General features: G+C 52.5%; 20 protein-coding genes. 12 read left to right on the top strand and 8 right to left on the bottom strand.

What is annotated here, in order from left to right:
* Positions 1-344: 344 nt before the first annotated feature.
* Positions 345-899, bottom strand: coding sequence for a hypothetical protein (locus F4Z13_00755; protein ID MXZ47775.1), 555 nt, complete (start codon positions 897-899; stop codon positions 345-347).
* A 501-nt stretch (positions 900-1,400) separates the two neighbouring features.
* On the opposite strand from F4Z13_00755, the gene F4Z13_00750 reads away from it, so the two are divergent.
* The 3 genes from F4Z13_00750 (at position 1,401) to F4Z13_00740 (ending at position 4,296) form a co-directional block, all read left to right on the top strand.
* Complete coding sequence (locus F4Z13_00750; protein ID MXZ47774.1) at positions 1,401-2,531, top strand: aminopeptidase P family protein; 1,131 nt, start codon at positions 1,401-1,403, stop codon at positions 2,529-2,531.
* A 15-nt stretch (positions 2,532-2,546) separates the two neighbouring features.
* Positions 2,547-3,317, top strand: coding sequence for a nucleoside triphosphate pyrophosphohydrolase (mazG, locus tag F4Z13_00745; protein MXZ47773.1), 771 nt, complete (start codon positions 2,547-2,549; stop codon positions 3,315-3,317).
* A gap of 70 nt (positions 3,318-3,387) precedes the next feature.
* Positions 3,388-4,296, top strand: coding sequence for a porin family protein (locus tag F4Z13_00740; protein ID MXZ47772.1), 909 nt, complete (start codon positions 3,388-3,390; stop codon positions 4,294-4,296).
* A gap of 6 nt (positions 4,297-4,302) precedes the next feature.
* Here F4Z13_00740 and F4Z13_00735 read toward each other — a convergent pair whose 3' ends face one another.
* Together F4Z13_00735 and F4Z13_00730 are read right to left on the bottom strand one after the other, a co-directional pair.
* Positions 4,303-5,514 carry a cofactor-independent phosphoglycerate mutase gene (locus tag F4Z13_00735; GenBank protein MXZ47771.1) on the bottom strand — a complete coding sequence of 404 codons (1,212 nt, stop codon included), beginning with the start codon at positions 5,512-5,514 and terminating at the stop codon, positions 4,303-4,305.
* A gap of 38 nt (positions 5,515-5,552) precedes the next feature.
* On the bottom strand, positions 5,553-5,927 hold the full coding sequence (locus tag F4Z13_00730; GenBank protein ID MXZ47770.1) for a DUF2237 domain-containing protein: 375 nt from the start codon (positions 5,925-5,927) through the stop codon (positions 5,553-5,555).
* 85 nt (positions 5,928-6,012) lie between these two features.
* On the opposite strand from F4Z13_00730, the gene aroA reads away from it, so the two are divergent.
* The 6 genes from aroA to lipA all read left to right on the top strand — a co-directional run bounded on the left by aroA (position 6,013) and on the right by lipA (position 12,181).
* Positions 6,013-7,302, top strand: coding sequence for a 3-phosphoshikimate 1-carboxyvinyltransferase (aroA, locus tag F4Z13_00725; GenBank protein ID MXZ47769.1), 1,290 nt, complete (start codon positions 6,013-6,015; stop codon positions 7,300-7,302).
* A complete protein-coding gene (locus F4Z13_00720; GenBank protein MXZ47768.1) occupies positions 7,299-7,973 on the top strand; it encodes a (d)CMP kinase in 675 nt (224 codons plus the stop codon). The genes aroA and F4Z13_00720 overlap by 4 nt, the downstream gene beginning before the upstream one ends.
* A gap of 99 nt (positions 7,974-8,072) precedes the next feature.
* Positions 8,073-9,782: a 30S ribosomal protein S1 gene (locus F4Z13_00715; protein ID MXZ47767.1), complete on the top strand. Its 1,710-nt coding sequence runs from the start codon at positions 8,073-8,075 to the stop codon at positions 9,780-9,782.
* Between the two features lie 11 nt (positions 9,783-9,793).
* Positions 9,794-10,693, top strand: a complete 900-nt coding sequence (gene sppA, locus F4Z13_00710; GenBank protein MXZ47766.1) for a signal peptide peptidase SppA — start codon at positions 9,794-9,796, stop codon at positions 10,691-10,693.
* Between the two features lie 154 nt (positions 10,694-10,847).
* Positions 10,848-11,213, top strand: coding sequence for a hypothetical protein (locus F4Z13_00705; GenBank protein ID MXZ47765.1), 366 nt, complete (start codon positions 10,848-10,850; stop codon positions 11,211-11,213).
* Complete coding sequence (lipA, locus tag F4Z13_00700) at positions 11,210-12,181, top strand: lipoyl synthase (GenBank protein ID MXZ47764.1); 972 nt, start codon at positions 11,210-11,212, stop codon at positions 12,179-12,181. Before F4Z13_00705 ends, lipA begins: the two co-directional genes overlap by 4 nt.
* Positions 12,182-12,273: 92 nt before the next feature.
* On the opposite strand, the gene F4Z13_00695 is transcribed toward lipA, so the two are convergent.
* Together F4Z13_00695 and F4Z13_00690 are read right to left on the bottom strand one after the other, a co-directional pair.
* Positions 12,274-13,395, bottom strand: a complete 1,122-nt coding sequence (locus tag F4Z13_00695; protein ID MXZ47763.1) for a carbon-nitrogen hydrolase family protein — start codon at positions 13,393-13,395, stop codon at positions 12,274-12,276.
* Between the two features lie 22 nt (positions 13,396-13,417).
* Positions 13,418-13,819, bottom strand: a complete 402-nt coding sequence (locus tag F4Z13_00690) for a hypothetical protein (protein ID MXZ47762.1) — start codon at positions 13,817-13,819, stop codon at positions 13,418-13,420.
* 93 nt (positions 13,820-13,912) lie between these two features.
* Here F4Z13_00690 and F4Z13_00685 point away from each other — a divergent pair, with 93 nt between their 5' ends.
* The 3 genes from F4Z13_00685 to F4Z13_00675 all read left to right on the top strand — a co-directional run bounded on the left by F4Z13_00685 (position 13,913) and on the right by F4Z13_00675 (position 15,498).
* Positions 13,913-14,386 carry a cupin domain-containing protein gene (locus tag F4Z13_00685; protein MXZ47761.1) on the top strand — a complete coding sequence of 158 codons (474 nt, stop codon included), beginning with the start codon at positions 13,913-13,915 and terminating at the stop codon, positions 14,384-14,386.
* Between the two features lie 7 nt (positions 14,387-14,393).
* On the top strand, positions 14,394-14,804 hold the full coding sequence (locus F4Z13_00680; protein ID MXZ47760.1) for a DUF393 domain-containing protein: 411 nt from the start codon (positions 14,394-14,396) through the stop codon (positions 14,802-14,804).
* A gap of 61 nt (positions 14,805-14,865) precedes the next feature.
* Entirely contained in the window at positions 14,866-15,498 is a 633-nt protein-coding gene (locus tag F4Z13_00675) for a hypothetical protein (protein MXZ47759.1), read from the top strand.
* Here F4Z13_00675 and dnaB read toward each other — a convergent pair.
* The 3 genes from dnaB to nuoE are packed head-to-tail and all read right to left on the bottom strand — an operon-like array spanning position 15,495 to position 18,707.
* Positions 15,495-16,850, bottom strand: coding sequence for a replicative DNA helicase (dnaB, locus tag F4Z13_00670; GenBank protein MXZ47758.1), 1,356 nt, complete (start codon positions 16,848-16,850; stop codon positions 15,495-15,497). The two genes, F4Z13_00675 and dnaB, sit on opposite strands and share 4 nt — an antisense overlap.
* Before the next feature lie 40 nt (positions 16,851-16,890).
* Complete coding sequence (locus F4Z13_00665) at positions 16,891-18,219, bottom strand: glycerate kinase (GenBank protein MXZ47757.1); 1,329 nt, start codon at positions 18,217-18,219, stop codon at positions 16,891-16,893.
* Complete coding sequence (gene nuoE / locus F4Z13_00660) at positions 18,216-18,707, bottom strand: NADH-quinone oxidoreductase subunit NuoE (GenBank protein MXZ47756.1); 492 nt, start codon at positions 18,705-18,707, stop codon at positions 18,216-18,218. Before nuoE ends, F4Z13_00665 begins: the two co-directional genes overlap by 4 nt.
* Positions 18,708-18,733 lie beyond the last annotated feature (26 nt).

Below are 18,733 nucleotides of genomic sequence, written 5' to 3'. Positions count from 1 at the left end.
CAAACTCGATTTTAAATTTTTTCGCTTGATTTAAGCTTTCAGAAGGGTACTGGAAACAAATTAAATGGTAATTAGGTCTTTAAGTCAATGAACTCAAATGAAGTTCAAGGAGGTTTTAATTATGAATCGTAAGAAACGTGAAAAAACGAACGCATATGGTCAAGCATATCTACGAAGCCATTCAGACGGCGTGAAGCCGCTACAAGATTTGGTCGAAGCTGCTTTCCATTTATTATATAGACATATTTCAAATTCCTGATCGTCATCGCCAGGAGGAAGTTGACTAACAGTTTCGGGAATTTCCACTGTTATCGTAATTACAGGTCCGTCACTCATTTAACGGATTAGCTATTTGGGGCCATTACACAGGCTTTTATTGAACCATCCTCATTTTTAAGATACTCTGCATAGGCTTGAGCTTCGCAGCCACCTTCCTCGACCATCTCCTGCGGAACCATTATGTACGGACAAACAACGGACGGATTACCTTCCGGACGTGTAGCTCCTCCACCCCAAAACCCAACATATAAATCCCCTCTTTTCCTAAGATAGAGAACTCCGGGATTAACAAGTTCCCCTTCTCTCGTTGCCGTTACGTAAGAGGCGGCTATACGGTCTTGAGTCTTTATACCTATATATCCGAACACCGCTTCATCAAAGACTTCGCCCGTTTCCCCTGATGCAGCAAAATTAGAACTGCCAACAACTACCTCATCTTCCACTATCAAATTCAGGTCCTCACTCTGACAGTCATCCATGTTGTTTTCATCAACGCTGTTAAAGAAACCCTTCATCTTTATTGTCGTGGGCTCAGGTTCCATGTCTGAGTCATTATCGTCATCACAAGAAGCCAAACCTATGACAAAGAAAGCCGTCAATAAAAGCAAAAATCTTTTCACAATAAAAACCTCCATTAACAGTAAGCCAAAACCATTGCCTCAACTAAACACAGGATAAAGAACTCAATAAATAGCAAAGTTTCTATCATCGCCCATATCAAACGGGGCAGTAGATGCGAAGGGTGAATGGTGAATGTTAGTATCTGGTCAGATAGCCTACTAGCATATTTTACTACCGCCCATTCCTCACTATATCAATATGTGCAATAGAACGCAATGCTAGCTTTCTTCATCTTCCATAAATTCCTCGTAGATGGTGGTTTCCTCATCTACGGATGGTGTCCAGGTCGGTCTAGGTACGTACGTCGGTATAACTAACATGAATGTGCATTGTCAAGCATTTGTTCAGAAGTCAGTTAAGCAGTAACTCTGTCCGGTTCGTAGATCCCTCCTGCAACCAAAAATCTAAGACCGGACAATTAGTTTATTGCTAACAAGCGTAAGCGGTAAGCAGTGGCGCTAGTTTGCCCCGCTGCCCAGGTTTATTGTATAGTTTTCGGCGTGAGCAAAACGGCCTACCTTATAATCGATTCGAGCGAGCGCAACTCTGACCTTTACCACAGAACCGGTTTTTTCGTTCCGGATCCCGTTATCTTTTTCGAGCACGACGGTGAAGGAACACTGGTTCTCAGCGACCTTGAGCTTGAGCGGGGGAAAAAAGAGGCAAGAGTAGAACGGGTCATCTCACTTGGGGAGTGGGTTGCCAAGATTCGCGGTGGCAAGAGAAAAAGGCCCGGTATTGCCGAGGTGGCCGCGGCAATTCTCAGGGAAAGAGGGGTAAGGAGCCTGGTTGTCCAGAGATTTTTTCCGGTTTCCTATGCCGACGCGCTTCGGGGAACCGGTTTTTTCGTCAGGACTGCGAAAACGGATTTTCTTTTTCCCGGGCGTCTCAGGAAATCCCCGGCGGAAGTTTCACTCATAAAAAAGGCGCTTTACGCTACGGCATGGGCCATGAGGATTGCTATTTCAATTATATCGGACTCAGTGGTGAAGGGTTCCGTGCTTTACCGCGACGGCAAGCCCCTTACCTCCGAGATAGTGCGTTCCGCCATAAGCTCCTATCTTGCCGAACGGGGGTATCTGGCTTCAAACACCATAGTGGCCGGAGGGGTTCAGGGCTCCATGCCCCACGAGAAGGGCTCAGGGCCTCTTAAGGCCGGGTGGCCGGTGGTGATCGACATTTTCCCGAGGTCCCAGGAGAACGGCTACTTCGGCGACATGACGAGGACGGTTGTTAAGGGCGAGCCCTCGGCTGAACTTCTAAGAATGTACGATACCGTTTTGCGCGGTCAGAAAATCGCGCTTTCCATGATAAAAGACGGCGTGAGATCAAAGGACGTGCACGGCGCGGTAATAGATTTTTTCACGGAACGGGGGTTTCCTACCACGGCTTCGGGTTCCGGAAGCCCCGAGGGGTTCATACATTCCACGGGCCACGGCCTGGGGCTTGACATCCATGAGCCGCCGAGAATCGGTCCCGGAAACGAGATTCTTAAGGAGGGAAATGTTGTTACTGTAGAACCTGGTCTTTACTACGAGCGTCTCGGGGGAGTCAGGATAGAGGACGTGGTCTTGGTCACCCAGGACGGAAACCAGAACCTGACCCGGTGTTCGAAGAAATTTCGGGTCTAGGGTGCCCCAGGAGTTATGAAAGAGGAAAAAACTTTTGACGATATAGTTTCGCTTGCAAGGCGTCTGCGCGCTCCGGGAGGCTGTCCATGGGACAGGGAGCAGACGCTCGAGTCGCTTCGGGCGTACGTTCTCGAAGAGGCCTACGAGGTAATACAGGCAATAGAGCTTGGGGATACGGACGGACTTGTAGAGGAGCTTGGAGATTTCCTTTTCCAGGTTGTCTTCATCTCCCAGATAGCAAGCGAAGAGGGGAAATTCGGCATAGGCGATGTTACCCAGAGACTCCACGACAAACTCATAAGAAGGCACCCTCACGTGTTCGGTGAGAAAAAAGCCAAGGACGCGGACGAGGCCTTAAGGACTTGGAACGCCGAGAAGCTCAAGGAGAAAAAAGGGAAGTCCGATCTGGAGGAAATACCGAGAGCCATGCCCTCTTTGATGAGGGCGCAGAGGGTTGGCGAGAAGGCGGCCCGCGCCGGGTTTGACTGGAGCGACGTTTCTTCGGTTTTTGCTAAGGTAAAGGAGGAACTGCTTGAGCTTGAGCGGGAGATGGAAACCGGCGAGAAAAACAGATCCCGGGAGGAGTGGGGAGATCTTGTTTTTTCCGTAGTGAATCTGGCAAGACATCTTGACATCGATGCCGAGACTACGTCTCATGGGGCCGTCGAGAAGTTCATAGAGAGATTCTCCCGGTTCGAAGAGAAAGCGCGGACCGGGGCAAAAGAAATAAGCACTCTTTCCATGGAGCAGATGGACGAGATCTGGGAAGAGGTAAAAAAGACGTAGTTTCCTTCGCTTCAGGGGTATTCTTTGCCCGTGAACGGTTCTTGAATTGAGAGATACAAGGAGAAAATATATGAGACATTTTACGGGCAACGGGTGTCTTTGGCTTGTGGCGGTTCTTTTGGCGGCCACCTTGTCGGTGACGGATGCAGCGGCGGAAGGTTTTTATGTAGGGCTTGAAGCGGGTTTTTCAAAGTCGGGAGACATGGACGTTTCCCAGTCCTTGATTGATCATCCAACCCGATGCGATTCGTTCCTTTACCCTTCCAGTGCGACTCCACCGATGGACGCGGAGTGCACCACCGAAAAGACAACTATCATTGCAAACGTGTTTGCCCCCGGCGCTGGCTTCGCGGGGGGCGCGACCCTTGGTTACGCATTCGGCAACGGGCTGCGTTTTGAGGCGGAGTATTTAAACCGCCGCCAGGGCTCGCAGAGAAGGCTCGCGCGCCTCGGTTCCGGCGGCGGCGAAACGTTTGATCAGAAGGAGAGCGAATGGGACGAGAACGATCTTCCTTCAGAACGCGTGTATGACCTCAGCGCTCATCATTTCTTCCTGAACGCCTACTACGACCTGCGCAACGACTCGCCCTTTACGCCTTATATCGGGGGCGGTATAGGTGTGGGTTCGACGGAAATGCGTTACTCTGCCAGATTTTTGCGCAGAAGCGATCTGGGCACGGAACCGTGGCAGATGGCCGCGGCGGGCACGGTCAGCGACATAGATACAGAGCTGGGAAAAACCAGGTTCGGCTTTCAGGTTGTGGGCGGAGTCGACTACGCGCTCAGCGACGATCTTTCAGTCGGCGCCAAGGCCCGCTGGACGCGCCTTAGCGATTTTGACCGCGACGACCTGTCTTGGAAGCGGGTCAGAGGCCACGAACCCATACGCGCCGACGGCGTTACGCCGCTTACGACCGATTTCGAAGTGGGTGACACAGACAGCTGGACCTTCACGGTCGGGCTCAAGTATTACCTCTGAGGCACTTTATTCCTGTCTGGCGACAAGCGTTCCCAATAGCTTCCAGCCTTCTTTTACATAGACTCCGCTTGCCGCGGCGCAGTCCTCGGTATAAACAAGAGAGTCATGCTTTACCGAGCGGTTCGCGGAATCAAGTATGGCAAATGGGACGGGTTCGTTCGAGTGGGTCCTGAGGTCTATGGGGGTGGGATGGTCTGAGAGCACCAGCACCCTGTATTCGCCGAACTGCTCCATCCCCGCGAGTGCAGGCCCCACTACCTTTTGGTCAAAATCCTCGATCGCCTGTATCTTAAGGCTCGCGTCTCCGACATGACCCGTTTCGTCCGTTGCCTCTATGTGGATCATTGCGAGGTCCACGCGTTGCAGCGACTCAATAGCGCCGCTCACCTTTCCCGCGTAGTTGGTGTCGAGGTACCCGGTCGCTCCCGGAACCTCGATTACTTCCATCGCGGCGAATATTCCTATCCCTTTTACGAGGTCGACCGCCGATACCACTGACCCGGTGATTCCGTAAAGCTCCTGAAGGGACGGCATGTCGGGTTTTGTCCCCTCGCCCCAGAGCCATATGGAGTCTGCGGTGTTTTTCCCTTCGGCTCTTCTTTTTGCGTTCACGGGATGGTCTTTAAGTATCCTCCGGGATCTCTCCATGAGGTTCAGGAGTTTTTCCGCCCCGTCTCCCGAAGGAAGCCAGGGAGCGATTTCCTTTCCGGAAATGTCATGAGGTGGAGTCGTTTGAATACCGCTGTTTCCTCCGCGCCAGAGCAGAAGATGCCTGTAGCTTACCCCCTGGCTTAGGGAGAACTCCTCCCCGTCGAACTCTTTTTTTAGATCCTCGATGATCCCGGCCGCATCATCGTCGGTTATGTGCCCGGCGCTGTAGTCCTCCATGACCGTCCGGCCGTTTCTCTCCGCGAGAGTTACAAGATTGCATCGCACCGTAACGTCCGTCTCCCCGAGCGAAATCCCTATGCTCGCGGCTTCAAGCGGGGATCTTCCCGTGTAGTATTTCGTCGGGTCATAGCCCAGCACCGCGAGGTTTCCCACGTCGCTTCCGGGAGGGAGCGGGTCGGGAATGGTCTTCGCGATCCCGAAAATCTCCGCCCGCTTCGCTATTGCATCAAGATTCGGGGTGTTTGCGACCTCAAGCGGAGTCCTTCCCTCAAGCTCGGGGAGCTTGTGGTCGGGCATGCCGTCGCCTTGGAGGACAAGGTATTTCACAGAACGAAGATTATACGCAAATTCAGGGGAATCAAGGCTCAGGATATGTCGGCGGCGTATTTTTTAAGATCTGAGAGATCTATGATTTTGAGCACCGATTCATGGGTCGACTGAAGAAAAACCGGGGGAGCCACACCACCGTCAAGTGCTTCTTTCCAGCGAAGCGCGCAAAGACACCACCTGTCTCCGGGTTTCAGCCCATCAAAACCGAACTCGGGGCGGGGGGTTATGAGGTCGTTTCCCCTGGATCTCGAAAATTCGAGAAATTCCTCCGTCATCTCCGCGCAGACCAGATGAAGCCCCACATCCTCGACTGCCGCTCTGCAGCAGCCATCCCTGAAAAATCCGGTCATCGGATCCGTGCTACATTCTTTTAACTCTTCGCCGAATATGTTTTTCTCTTCCGTTTTCATCCCGTATTTTCGGTAAAAGACTGCGCCTTACGGTAAATATTATATATTGTTTTACCGAGTTAGGTATATAATTCTCAGTCAGAAGATGTCCGATTTCATACTCAAGGAAAAACCCCGCACGCTTGCCGGAGAGATAACCCCTCCCGGCGATAAATCCATTTCCCACAGAGCGATCATTCTAGGCTCGCTTGCGCGGGGAAAGACCAGGGCAAGCGGGTTTCTCGCTTCCCAAGATACCCTTGCTACGGCGAACGCTTTTAGAAGCATGGGGATCGAGGTTGAAGTAGGCGCGGGAGGAGTGGAAATTGCGGGAAGGGGGCTTTTCGGCCTCAAGGAGCCCCGCAAGACTATAGACGCTGAAAATTCAGGAACCACCGCCAGGCTGCTCACGGGAGTTCTAAGTGCCCAGAGCTTCCCCTCGACCATTACCGGGGATGCTTCCCTGCGCCGCCGTCCCATGTCCAGAGTGACTGTCCCGCTTCGCAGCATGGGGGCCAGGATATCGGGGGAGGGGGAAGTCCTTCCGCTTCACATAACAGGCTCGGAACTTCAGGGAATAGATTACAGATCTCCAGTGGCAAGCGCGCAGGTAAAATCCACGATTCTGCTCGCGGGACTCTATGCTGCGGGAAGGACGAGCGTGACAGAACTCGAAAGAACCCGGGACCACACCGAAAGGATGCTGCGCTACTTTGGAGTTCCGGTGCAGATAAGCGGAACATGTGTCTCGGTAAGCCAGGGAGTGGAGTTTCCGGGAACCGAGCTTGAAATCCCCTCGGACATCTCATCGGCGGCTTTTTTTATCGTCGCCGCGCTTCTAAACCCGGGATCGGAAATCATGGTGAAAAACGTCGGACTTAACCCGCTTAGAACCGGGGTGCTTGATATCCTGTGGGAAATGGGGGCCGACATCTCGATTGAGAACCGCCGCCAGTGCTGCGGGGAACCGGTAGGGGATCTAATTGCCCGCCACGGTGCGCTTCGCGCCGTGCGCATAGAGGGAGAGTCGGTGTCGCGGGCCATAGACGAGCTTCCCGTTATTTCCGTGGCTGCGTGTTTTGCCGAGGGCGAAACGGTGATAAGCGGCGCGGGGGAGCTTCGGGTGAAGGAAACCGACAGGATAAGCGCCATGACGGGGGAGCTTTCGAAACTTGGCGCGGACATAAGCGAAACACCGGACGGCATGATTATAAACGGCACGGGTGAGCTTCGCGGAGCCCGGTGCAAGAGCCGCGGAGACCACCGGGTCGCCATGTCTCTTGCCGTCGCTGCCACGCGGGCCCGAGGGGAGACGGTGATCGGGGACGCCGGATGCGTTTCCATTTCATTTCCTGAATTCTTCCCGCTTTTCGAGGCTCTTTTAGATTCCAAATGAAACGAGACGGCGACAATATCGTTACCATAGACGGACCTTCGGGAGTGGGGAAAAGCACCGTTGCCAGACGAGTTGCCGACCTGCTCGGTTTTTCGTGTCTTGACACGGGCGCCATGTACAGGGCCGTGGCGCTTAAGGTAAGCGAGGCGGAAGTTGACCCCAACGATCCCGCTTCACTCTCGCGGCTTCTTTCCGGAACTATGGTGGAATTCTCTCCGGAGGGCCTTGTTTTCCTTGACGGGCGCAACGTCTCGAAACTTATAAGGACGGAGAAGATCTCTTCCCTTTCCTCCGAACTCGCGGAGCTTGCCGAAGTAAGGGAATTTCTCATCGGCATTCAGAGAAAGATCGGGGAAGGGGAAAACATAGTTGCCGAGGGAAGAGATATGGGAACCTATGTTTTTCCCGGGGCAAGGTATAAATTCTACCTCGACGCTACGGTCGCCGAGAGAGCGAAAAGGAGATTCCTTCAAAGTAAACGGGGAGATATTCCCCTCTCAGATGTCGAAGACGAGCTTCGCAGAAGGGACCGTCGTGACACGCTTCGCGCGGAGAACCCACTTCGTCCCGCCCAGGACGCCGTGGTGATAGATACGACCCGAATGAGCGCCGAAGATGTGATTGCGGCGATATTTCTTCGCACAAAAGATATCTCTTTCCGCGGCGATTGAAAACAATTTTTCTTCCCTAGCGCTCTTTTCATTTTAGACAGTTTTCATGTAACCTTGCCTTTATTAGTAAAAGACTGATGGCAAAGGCGGCTAAACAAAATGACTCAGGATAATGGTGTTACGGATTCTAATGAGAAAAGCTTTGAGGAGTTACTTGATGAAAGTATGGAATCGCGCTTGAGCGAGCCCGAGAACGGGGAAATAGCGAAAGGAAGGGTCATAAGGGTTGATTCTGATGCTGTTTTCATAGACCTCGGGTTTAAGTTCGAGTGCATAGTTCCCATAAACCAATTTCTAAACAAAGACGGCGAATATGAAGTCTCGGTGGGCTCGGAGATAGAGGTTCTGGTCGAAAGACCTAATCCGAACACCGTCAGGGCTTCCAAACAAAAAGCAGACCAGATCAGAGAAAAAAGGGCGATCGAGGAGAAGTTCAAGAACAAAGAACCGGTCGTCACTAAGATTCTAAACAGAGTTAAGGGTGGTTTTAACTGCGATATAGGGCGGCATACCCCCTTCAAGGTATTTCTTCCCGGTTCCCAAGTCGGCCTGCGACCGGTTGCGGATTTTGACGAGATGGTAGGACAGACGATCGAAACCCGCATTATTCAGAACAACGACAACGGTATAGTGGTGTCGAGAAGGGCGATTCTCGAAGAAGAGAGGGAGGAGAAGAAGAAGGAGACGCTTGCCACTATATCGGAAGACCAGACTGTTTCCGGAAACGTGGTGAAGATAATTGACGCCGGGGCTTTCGTGGATATAGGGGGCATAGAGGGTTTTGTCCCGATAGGAGAGCTTTCCTGGGGGAGGGTAAGGCATCCGGGGGATGTCCTCAAAGAAGGCGAGGACATCCAGGTCAAGATTCTTCGCCTTGAGATCGAAAACGGGAAAATAACTCTCGGGGTGAAACAGACCACCGAGGATCCGTGGGAGAGCATACAGGAAAGATACCGAATCGGCGACAGAGTCAAGGGCAAGGTAGTCTTCGCGGCAGAATTCGGCGTGTTCGTCGAGCTTGAACCCGGGATAGAGGGGCTTGTGCACGTAAGCGAACTTTCCTGGGTTAAGAATTTCCGTCATCCAAGTGAAGTAGTTTCAGTCGGAAGCGAGATAGAAGTCGCGGTTCTGGGAGTAAAGCCGAAGGAAAGAAGAATTTCGCTGAGCCTCAAGCAGATACAGGAAAACCCATGGGATGAGTTCAAGCGGAACAATCCTCCTAACACAAGGGTTAGCGGAACCATAAGAAACGTTACGGAACTCGGGGTTTTTGTCGAAGTTGCCCCGGACATGGTCGGGCTCGTGCGTCCGGAAAATCTGAAGTGGGAGGGGGAAATCAGCCCCCTTGAGGTTTTCTCAAGCGAAGACCTGGGAAAGGAAATAGAGCTTATTGTGCTGAATGTCATCCCGAGGCAGAGAAAAATCGGGCTTGGAGTCAAGCAGCTCACCCCGGACCCGTGGAACAAGGTGCTTCGGGACTACAAGGTGAACGAAACCGTGGTCACCTCCAAGATAGAGGAAATTCTCGAGAGCGGCGTCACCGTGGCGCTTGCCGACGACGTAACGGGATTTTACGCCATCCGCGAATTTCAGGACGATGAGTTCAGCAAGGAATCCATTAAGGTTGGAGACGAGATAAGCGGTCTCGTCACGGGTTTTAACAAGCCCAAGCATCAGGTGAATCTCAGCCGCAGAAGGCTTGAGAAGAAGCAGGAAAAAGACACGATGAGAGACTTCGCGTCTTCCCAGCAGGAAAGTTCCTCCAAGCTCGGGGACATCCTGAACGAAAAGCTCAAGGCCCTTGACTGAGGGGTGGCGAAGTGAAAGTCCCCGACCTGAATTTCTTTCTTAAGACCTTTCTCTCGCTTCTGGTCATCCTCCTTGTCGGTTTCGCGGGAATCCTCATAGGAATGCTGATCTCCGATCATGGCCAGAACCCCGGCGGGGACGGGGTGGCGGTGGTGAACATTGACGGCATAATAATCAACCCCGATCCCTATATTAAAAGCATAAGAAAAATACGCGAGACCGATTCCGTAAAGGCTGTTGTTATAAGGGTAAATTCCCCGGGAGGATCAGTCGCTGCCTCTCAGGAAATATACGAAGAACTCAGAAGCCTGGGCGAAGCCATGCCGGTTGTGGCCAGCATGGGAACGGTTGCCGCCTCGGGGGGTTACTATATCGCCTGCGCGGCAGCCACGATTTATGCCAATCCCGGCACCGTGACCGGGAGCATCGGCGTGATAGCGCAGTTTGCAAGCTACGAGCAGCTGCTTAAGTGGGCGAAGGTGGAAGTCGAGGTGATAAAGAGCGGGGAGTTTAAGGATCTGGGCTCGCCGTTTCGCAAAATGCCCGAGACGCAAAAGGCTTACCTGCAGACTCTCATAGACGGCGCCCACTCCCAGTTCAAGGGCATGATTTCCGAAAGAAGGAACCTGCCTCCGGCGAAAGTCACTTCGCTTTCTGACGGAAAGATATTCATCGGAAGCCAGGCGAGGGAGCTCGGCCTGATTGACCGCATCGGGACTCTTGAGGCCGCGATTGCCGAGGCGAGGGAGCTAGGGGACCTAGATGAGGATTCGTGGATTAGGGAGTATCCCATGAAGAAAAAAACGTTGCTTGATTTCGTTTTCCCCGAAACTCTTTCTGAGCACGTGACTTTTGTCTCTCCCGTGAGAACCGGGTTCGGTCTTTACTACATAGCCGACGTGGTTTACTAACCGAAGTTCCCCCTTATTCCATATCAATTTTCGTCTTGCAGTACGTGTACAGCAGCTTGATTCGGCTGGTATTTTCTCCAAAAACCGATATTCTAAAATGCAGTACCGCTTGGCGGATCACGCTGGTTTAGCGAAACCGTTTTTCAAACAACCGATGAAACACGTAAAAAGATTTTTTCTCCTGATCATATGCTGTTTTGTAGCCGTTTTCTTCATTCAGAACCTTGAGATAGCCACGCAGGTGTTTGTAGTCGAGCTGGGTTTTTTCTCTTTTAAGAATACGTGGGGGGTTTACAATGCCGGGATAATAGGAGCTTCGTTTATTCTGGGCGGGTTTGTTTTTTTCTTGCTGACTTTTGCAAGAGGCCATTCCACAAAGTCCGAGTTGAGGCGAAGCAGGGAAACCGTGAAAGATCTCGAGGAAAAAGTCGGGAAGCTAGAGGTGGAGCTTCTGCAGAACAAACCTGCCGGCTATCAGGAACCGCCTTCTTCCCATGATCTGTTCAAGACGCCGAAATGAGATCTGCTACCACTGAAACTCGGATGCCTGTTCGTACGGGGACTCGCAAAAAACCCGAATGGATAAAGGCCAAAATCCCAAGCGGTCCGAATTATACCAAGCTTAGGAGCTTGGTGCGCGAATTTGGCCTTCACACCGTGTGCGAGGAAGCGAAATGTCCGAACATAGGGGAGTGCTGGGGGGCCGGAACGCTCACTTTCATGATCCTGGGGGACGTCTGCACGAGAAGCTGTGGGTTCTGCCATGTGAAAACGGGGAAAGGCGGTGAACTTGACTGGGAAGAACCCGCCAGGGTGGCTGCGGCGGTCGCGGAGCTTCGGAAAAACAACGCGCGGGTTACACATGTAGTTATAACTTCGGTAAACAGAGATGACAGGAACTACGAAAGTGCCTGTATCTTCGCGCAGACCGTAAACGAGGTAAAAAAGACATCCCCGGGGGTAAAGATCGAAGTTCTGATCCCGGATTTCAAGGGGGAACACGAGGCGATTCACAAAGTGATAGCGTCATCTCCCGACGTTTTGAATCATAATATTGAAACCGTTCCGAGACTCTACTCGCTTCCCCAGAAAACTCAGTCGGGAAGAACGAGGTCCGTGAGGCCGCAGGCGGTCTACGGCAGATCTCTTGAACTTCTTTCGCTGTCCGCGAGGATGGGAAGGCCCGGGATGCTTACCAAATCAGGCATTATGGTCGGTCTTGGGGAGAGTTTCGAAGAAATCGTCGAAACGCTTAAGGATCTCAAGCGCGCCGGTTGCGACATAGTTACCATAGGACAGTATCTGCAGCCCACTATCGATCATATACCGGTATCAAGGTTCTATCATCCCGTCGAATTCGAATCTCTTAAAGACTACGGGGAGAAAATAATCGGTATCCCGCACGTGGAAGCGGGACCGCTTGTCAGAAGCTCTTACCATGCGGAAAAACAGGTTCTTGAACTCTCCGACGCAATGACCGGGACATAGAAGCGCACATTCTCAAAAGACGAACCGGTCGCGACTCGGAATTACACTTAAAGACAAAATGGGGCGTTTTAGCGACGGCTGAGATTTTATTCTCAGTTAAAAAGTCTTTCAAGCTCTTCTGCGATTGCCTCAAGCTTGTCCTCGGAAACCCCGTACTCATCTGAAATTCTTTTTATTTCCTGGGAGGATATCTGAAGTCCCGTGGTTTTTTCCGCAACGGGTTCCCGTTTTTCCCTGTCGATGAGAAGTTTGGCCACGTCCCACCTTGAATAGTGGCCCAGGGAGTCGAACACAGCCTTCACCGCCTTTATCTGGTTTGCGTAGCAGTCGGCGTAGAGTATCGCGTCTTTTTCGAAGTGGGGTTCAAAAAGGTATCTGCCGGCTGGGTTGACGATGGAGCTTCCTCCTCGAGCCCAGTCGTAATTCATGTGGTCCCCGTCGCGCACATAGTGCCATCTTTCCGGGAAATCATCGTCGTCAAGATAACCGCAGGCGCTTAGGACGAACGCCCCCGATTCAAACGCGTGAACCCTTATGAGCGCCTGCACCGTGCACCCCGCTCCGGGATCCTCCGTTTCGGCGGCAAGCAGTTTGTCGTCTCCTCTCCTCCAGTTCCCCGGCCACACCGCCACGTGGAAGTCCTGTCCGCTGTGAACCATCGCGGCCCTTACGAGAACCATGTGATTCTCCCAGCAAACAAGTCCCCCTATTCTTCCTATGTCGGTGTCGTAGGTGGTTATGTCGCTTCCGTCCCCCTGGCCCCAGTAGACTCTCTCTGTGTAGGTGGGCATGAGCTTTCTGTGCCTGCCGAGCACCTTGCCTTCTCGCGATATGAAAAGAAGAGAGTTGTAAACGGTGCGGCTTCCCTTGCGGTCGTCAAGCTCGTTGCAGCCTATTACCACGTGAGCATCAGCTGCCTTGGCGGCCTCTGCGAGCATCTCGGTATCGTCTCCGGGAATCACTAAGGAGTTATCCTGAAGCGCGATCATGAAATCCGTCCAGTCATGCGGCGGGGTTTCGTAGCCGACTGTGTAATAGGCCGGGTAGCCTGGAATGAATGCCTCGGGGAATGCGATAAGCTCCGCTCCGTTATCTCCCGCTTCCCTTATCACGCGACAGGCCTTCTCAAGGGTCCGTTCCTTGTCCATGAACACGGGAGCCGTCTGGGCAACCGCAACTTTTACTTTTTCCCTGCCGCCTAGAACTTTTCTCATGAGCCTCGGGCCGCAGGCGTACTCAGGTTATTATCCTGCTTCCGCCCTCGGGTTCCCCTCCGCTTTGTCTCTGCTGGTTCTGCTTGGCTCTGGCGTAGACAAGAGCGAAGAATTTCTCCTTGAAATCGTTGTCAAAGGCGCATACCCCTGGGATTATGTATCCCATAAGCGCTATCTGGAGAAAGTATTCGGTGTTTGCCTTGAGAAAGGACTCGTTTATCTCGCCGCCGTATGCCTGTGCGAAATTCTGGTATATCTGGTTTCCGAGCTCGGTCGCTATCTCCACGACGCTTTTTGACTGGCCGGACTCCTGATGGGCCGCTACTCCGAGGTTAAAGGCCATGTTTATGGAGTTCATGAAGTTGTCTGCTACTGCCTCTTCCGACTCTGTTCCCTCTTGCGGCTTTGTGTCTTCTTCTGACATTTTAATATCCCCCGTTTTTGTATGGTGAAATCGTCCTGACGTATTATATTATATTGCTGATTTGATTTTAACAATTTTGCTGGAGGAAAATCCATGAAAGCCGATCACCTTATACAGAGACTCGGTCTGAAAAAGCTTCCCGGCGAGGGAGGATACTACAAAGAAACTTACAGAAGCGAGGAAATGGCCGGAGAAGACCGCAGTCTTTCAACCGCTATTTACTACCTTATAACCTCAGAGGAGAATTCCAAGATGCACAGGGTGAATTCGGACGAAATTTTTCATTTTTACTTCGGCGATCCCGTCCAGATGCTGCTTCTCTATCCTACGGGAGAATCAAGGATAGTGTTCATGGGAGATAATCTTCCCTCCGGCCAGAGAACCCAGCTTGTGATTCCCAAGGGAACCTGGCAGGGCGCAATGGTGGTGGAGGGAGAGCACGGATACGCTTTTATGGGAACTACGATGGCTCCCGGGTTTGAGCTTGAGGATTTCGAACTGGGCGCGCAGGAGAGCCTTCTGCTGAGATTTCCTCAGCACGAAAACCTCATACGGGAGCTTACGTAAACGGGAGATAGAGATTCCGGGATCAGAAAAACCTGTGATTTTTTTTGACGGCGTGTGCGGGTTCTGTAACAGGTTCGTCGATTTCGTGATGTGGGCGGATGTCCGCCGGGAAATATTCTTTTCCCCCGTGCAGGGAGAGACAGCCGTTGAGTTCTCTCTGTATCAGGACGAACCCCCGCGCGATTGGAAGATAGCCTACGCTGATGAAGAAGGGGTTTACGAGGGAGCTGACGCGGTTTTGCTGGTTCTTAGAAGGCTTGGGAGTCTCTGGACACTTCCCGCGCTCCTAATATGCGTCCCCAGGCCTGTAAAAGACTATTTCTACGGAATCATATCGAGGAACCGCTACAGTATTTTCGGTAGAAGGGATACATGCCGGGTACCGTCCCCTGAGGAGAGGGAAAGGTTTTTGCCTTAAGTGTTTTTTGATAAATTCCCCGGTATATGTATATTGAAGCGCAGGAGGATTTTCGTTCAAGATGCCTTCACTTGAAGAACTTGTTTTAGCCGACGAGACAGCCAGCGAGATAGAGCGCGCAAGCGAGATCGCCAGAGAAGAATGGGAGAAGATAAGAGTCTCCCTGGCTCTTTGCGGGGATACGGGGGATTACTGCGGGGATGATTTCATGCTCGGGACAATTTCCGGGGAAACGATAACGCGCGAGCCGCTTGGGAGTCCGACGAAATCCGTTTCGGTTTACTCTCCAACCTATTATCCGATGTATCTCGTGAAGAACCTGCAGGAGTTCCGGGAGAGATTCCCGGAGAAAAACTACCGCACAACGGAAGCCCTCTACGTCTATGTAGAGCTTGTGAACGCGGCAGCGCTGCGCCTCGGCCTCGAGGGAACGCTGGCCATGGGGTTTGCCAGCGGCTACGCGAACGTGAGAACGGGCTGGATCGCGGAGAAGGGACTTCCGGAGCAGAGCGCCGTATTCTCCGAAATGTTTTTTTCAGACAGGCCTAAGAACTACGACTGGGATTTTCACTGGACCTCGGTCAGGCAGAAATTCGCAGAAATCCACCAAAAATTCGTTGCTTGGCAGCGCTTCCCCGCTCTCTACCTGGAGGAGTCAAAGTCCAAGGCGGTCGTAAAGCCCTTCATAGTCTAGACGAATCCCTCTTCGAATTCGTCCGAAGGATTCTCGAAGCTCGGAATCCCGTTTTGCTCAAGAAACACCAGCTTCACCGTGCCCGTGGGCCCGTTTCTCTGCTTTCCGATTATGAGTTCCGCCATGCCATCTTTTTCTTCGGGGTTTTTTCTGTATATGTCTTGGCGGTGAATGAAGAGCACTACGTCTGCGTCCTGCTCTATGGCGCCGCTTTCCCTGAGGTCTGAGAGCTGGGGACGGCGGTCGGTTCTGGCTTCGGTCTGGCGGCTTAGCTGCGAGATTCCTATTACCGGAACGTCAAGTTCCTTGGCAAGCGCCTTCAGGGCGCCCGAGATCTCCGCTATTTCCCTTTCCCGGGTTTCATTTCTCGAGCTTCCTCTCATGAGCTGCAGATAGTCAACCACGATCAGGTCGAGGCGGTTGTCCTTCTTAAGCCGTCTCGCCTTTGCCCTTATCTCAAGCACCGTGAGTGCCGGGGTGTCGTCTATAAAGATGCTCGCGCTCGCGTACCTCTCGGCTGAATCAAACAGCCTCTCCAGGTCGTTATCCCTTATGTACCCGCTTCGCATTGCCGAAAAACTGACTTTCGAGTTTATGGAAAGAAGTCTCATCATGAGCTGCTCCTTCGTCATCTCAAGCGAGAACATGGCCACTGAGAGGTCTTCGTTCAATGCGGCGTTGCTTATTATGTTAAGGCAGAGCGATGTTTTTCCCGCCCCCGGGCGCGCGGCAATTATCACGAGATCAGATCTCTGAAGACCCGAGGTCAGGTGGTCGAGTTTCTCAAAGCCGGTTCTTAAGCCGGTTATGAGCTCTTTTTTCTTGTAGAGCCTCTCGATATTGTCTATCGCCACCGGTGCGAGCTCCCTTGAGTGCCAGAAGCTTGGCTTTATCTTGTTCTGGGCGATGTCGAGGATTGACTGCTCCGCCCTGTCCAGGAACTCGTCAACTTCGATATCGGGTCCGTACCCGCGGTGGGCTATGTCAGTTGCGGTGAGCACCAGTTTCCTCAGGACGGACTTGTCTTTTACTATCCTCGCGTAATGAGCGACGTTTCCCGCCGTGGGAACGGTCGAGACCAAGTAGGTGAGGTAGGCGGCTCCCCCGACTTCTTCTATGATCCCCTTGGAGTCCATCCACTCATACAGGGTAAGAACGTCGATGGGTGTGCCCTCCCTGTCAAGATCTATCATGCAGTTCATTATCTTGGAGTGGCTTTCGTTATAGAAATCCTCGGCTATAAGGATTTCGAGGACCTGGTTTATCGAGCTGCTTTCAATGAGTACAGAGCCCAGTACAGCGCGCTCCGCCTCTTCGTTGCTCGGAAGGGGTGATTTCGTCAGACTGTCCATCGTTCGAGGTTCTCTCCTGTTCCGCCTGTCCGATGGTTTTTCATTCTCCTATCAGAACCACTCCCACGTCCATGACGTTTGTTCCCGTGCTTCCGGTTTTTATAAGATCGCCCAGGGTTTCGAAGAAAGAGTAAGAGTCGTTGTCGGCAAGATGGTCTCTCGCGCTTATGCCCATCGATCTTGCTATCAGGCGTGATTGCCCGTCGCATATCGCCCCGGCGGCGTCCGTGGGACCGTCTATTCCGTCGGTTCCGGCGAAAAGCCCCACGATTCCACTACTCCCTATTATCTCAAAGCAGAAGGAAAGGGCGGTCTCGGTGTTGCGCCCGCCGCGTCCCCGCCCCGTTACGTTCACGGTTGTCTCTCCCCCGAAAAGTATGCAGGCGGGTTTCTTAACAGGCCTTCCGAACCTTTGTACATCAAAGGAGATTCCCGCAAGCACCTTGGCCACTTCCCTTGCCTCTCCAGATATCTGGGAGGAGAGAAAAAGCGTGTTGTACCCCATTTTCTTCGCCATCTTCTCCATAGAGATTATCGCCTTGTGATTGTTTCCGACAACAACCGTGGTGGCTCCGCTCCGTTCGTACTGCTCGCGGTCCATCGTGGGAGAACTGTTTTTTTCCCTTCCTCTCTCAAGATGCACCACCACCCTAGGGGGAATTTTATGCTCAAGCTCAAGTGCCTCTATGACCCGCCACGCGTCCTCGTAGGTCGTAGTGTCGGGAACCGTGGGTCCCGAAGCTATGAATTCAAGCCGGTCGCCCACAACATCCGAGAGAATCAGCGTGATGACCTGCGAGGGCAGGGCTTTTTTAAGAAGCCCTCCTCCTTTTGTCTGCGACATTTTCTTCCTCACGGTGTTAAGGCCGTAGGTGTCGACTCCGCTCAGCATCAGTCTCTGGGTCACCGCTCTTTTATCCCCTATGGTGAGCCCTTCGCTTGGCATCGCGAGTATCGAGCTTCCGCCTCCCGATATGAGGAAAATCACGAGATCTTTCTCTCCCGATCCTTCGAGAAGCGAGACTACTTTTTTCGCCGCCTCGACGCTTTTTTCATCCGGCACCGGGTGAGAGGAGAGATGAAAATCCATTTTCTGAAAAGCCTGCTCGGAACGGACATTTGATACCACGATTCCCCCGGTTATCCGCTCGCCGAGAAGCTCCTCAAGCGCCGCGGCCATGGAGGACGCAGCCTTTCCGAAGGCCACGACGTACACCGACTCGAAATCGGAGAGATTGAAGCTCTTCCCTCCGACCTTAAGTTGCTTGCCTTTGAGTTTAATATGCTCCAGAACGCATTTTCCCGGGTCGGCTTCTTTAAGCGCCTGGTCAAAAAGCTTCCTTGCGTCCTTTCTAAGTTTCTCGCTCATTCCCTTCTCTTAATTTCATCAACTATTCTGTCAACTTCCGACTCGGTGAGGTTCTCGTAAAGAGTATCGTCCACGAGCATGGCGGGGGCGGTACCGCAGGAGGCAAGACATTCCGCTTCGAGAAAGGTTATTTTTCCGTCGGCCGTTGTTTCACCGGTTTTTACTCCCAGGCGCTTGCATAGGTGATGCTCCAACCCCTCGGCTCCGCGAAGCGCACAGGAAAGGGTTCTGCAGAGCCACATAACGTGAGTCCCCACGGGTTCTGTGAAAAACATGGTGTAAAATGACGCGACGTTCTGAACCGAAGAGGCGGGAATATCAAGTGTCTCGGCGACTTCTTCCATGGATTCGGTGGAAAGCCAGCCGAATTCGTTCTGCACTTCCCGCAGGACGGGAATAAGCGCCGAAAGCCTGGTTTCGTGGTCATCCGCTATTTCTTGTATCTTATCTCTTAGCCTGGGGGGGAAAGGCAATCCGAACCTCCTCACAACTTAAAGCCGGAAATTAAAAACTA

It is taken from the genome of Candidatus Dadabacteria bacterium (assembly GCA_009837205.1).
Taxonomy (GTDB): Bacteria; Desulfobacterota_D; UBA1144; order Nemesobacterales; family Nemesobacteraceae; genus Nemesobacter.
The sequence above is the reverse complement of the archived record's forward strand: the minus strand, read 5'-3'. Positions and strand labels throughout refer to the sequence as shown.

Excerpts from the sequence above, each read along its gene's own strand:
- F4Z13_00715 (MXZ47767.1), top strand. The coding sequence starts at position 8,073 with ATGACTCAGGATAATGGTGTTACGGATTCTAATGAGAAAAGCTTTGAG.
- F4Z13_00675 (MXZ47759.1), top strand. The coding sequence starts at position 14,866 with ATGCCTTCACTTGAAGAACTTGTTTTAGCCGACGAGACAGCCAGCGAG.
- F4Z13_00690 (MXZ47762.1), bottom strand. The coding sequence starts at position 13,819 with ATGTCAGAAGAAGACACAAAGCCGCAAGAGGGAACAGAGTCGGAAGAG.
- F4Z13_00665 (MXZ47757.1), bottom strand. The coding sequence starts at position 18,219 with ATGAGCGAGAAACTTAGAAAGGACGCAAGGAAGCTTTTTGACCAGGCG.
- lipA (MXZ47764.1), top strand. The coding sequence starts at position 11,210 with ATGAGATCTGCTACCACTGAAACTCGGATGCCTGTTCGTACGGGGACT.
- F4Z13_00705 (MXZ47765.1), top strand. The coding sequence starts at position 10,848 with ATGAAACACGTAAAAAGATTTTTTCTCCTGATCATATGCTGTTTTGTA.
- F4Z13_00695 (MXZ47763.1), bottom strand. The coding sequence starts at position 13,395 with ATGAGAAAAGTTCTAGGCGGCAGGGAAAAAGTAAAAGTTGCGGTTGCC.
- mazG (MXZ47773.1), top strand. The coding sequence starts at position 2,547 with ATGAAAGAGGAAAAAACTTTTGACGATATAGTTTCGCTTGCAAGGCGT.
- F4Z13_00685 (MXZ47761.1), top strand. The coding sequence starts at position 13,913 with ATGAAAGCCGATCACCTTATACAGAGACTCGGTCTGAAAAAGCTTCCC.
- F4Z13_00730 (MXZ47770.1), bottom strand. The coding sequence starts at position 5,927 with ATGAAAACGGAAGAGAAAAACATATTCGGCGAAGAGTTAAAAGAATGT.
- F4Z13_00720 (MXZ47768.1), top strand. The coding sequence starts at position 7,299 with ATGAAACGAGACGGCGACAATATCGTTACCATAGACGGACCTTCGGGA.
- F4Z13_00740 (MXZ47772.1), top strand. The coding sequence starts at position 3,388 with ATGAGACATTTTACGGGCAACGGGTGTCTTTGGCTTGTGGCGGTTCTT.
- dnaB (MXZ47758.1), bottom strand. The coding sequence starts at position 16,850 with ATGGACAGTCTGACGAAATCACCCCTTCCGAGCAACGAAGAGGCGGAG.
- aroA (MXZ47769.1), top strand. The coding sequence starts at position 6,013 with ATGTCCGATTTCATACTCAAGGAAAAACCCCGCACGCTTGCCGGAGAG.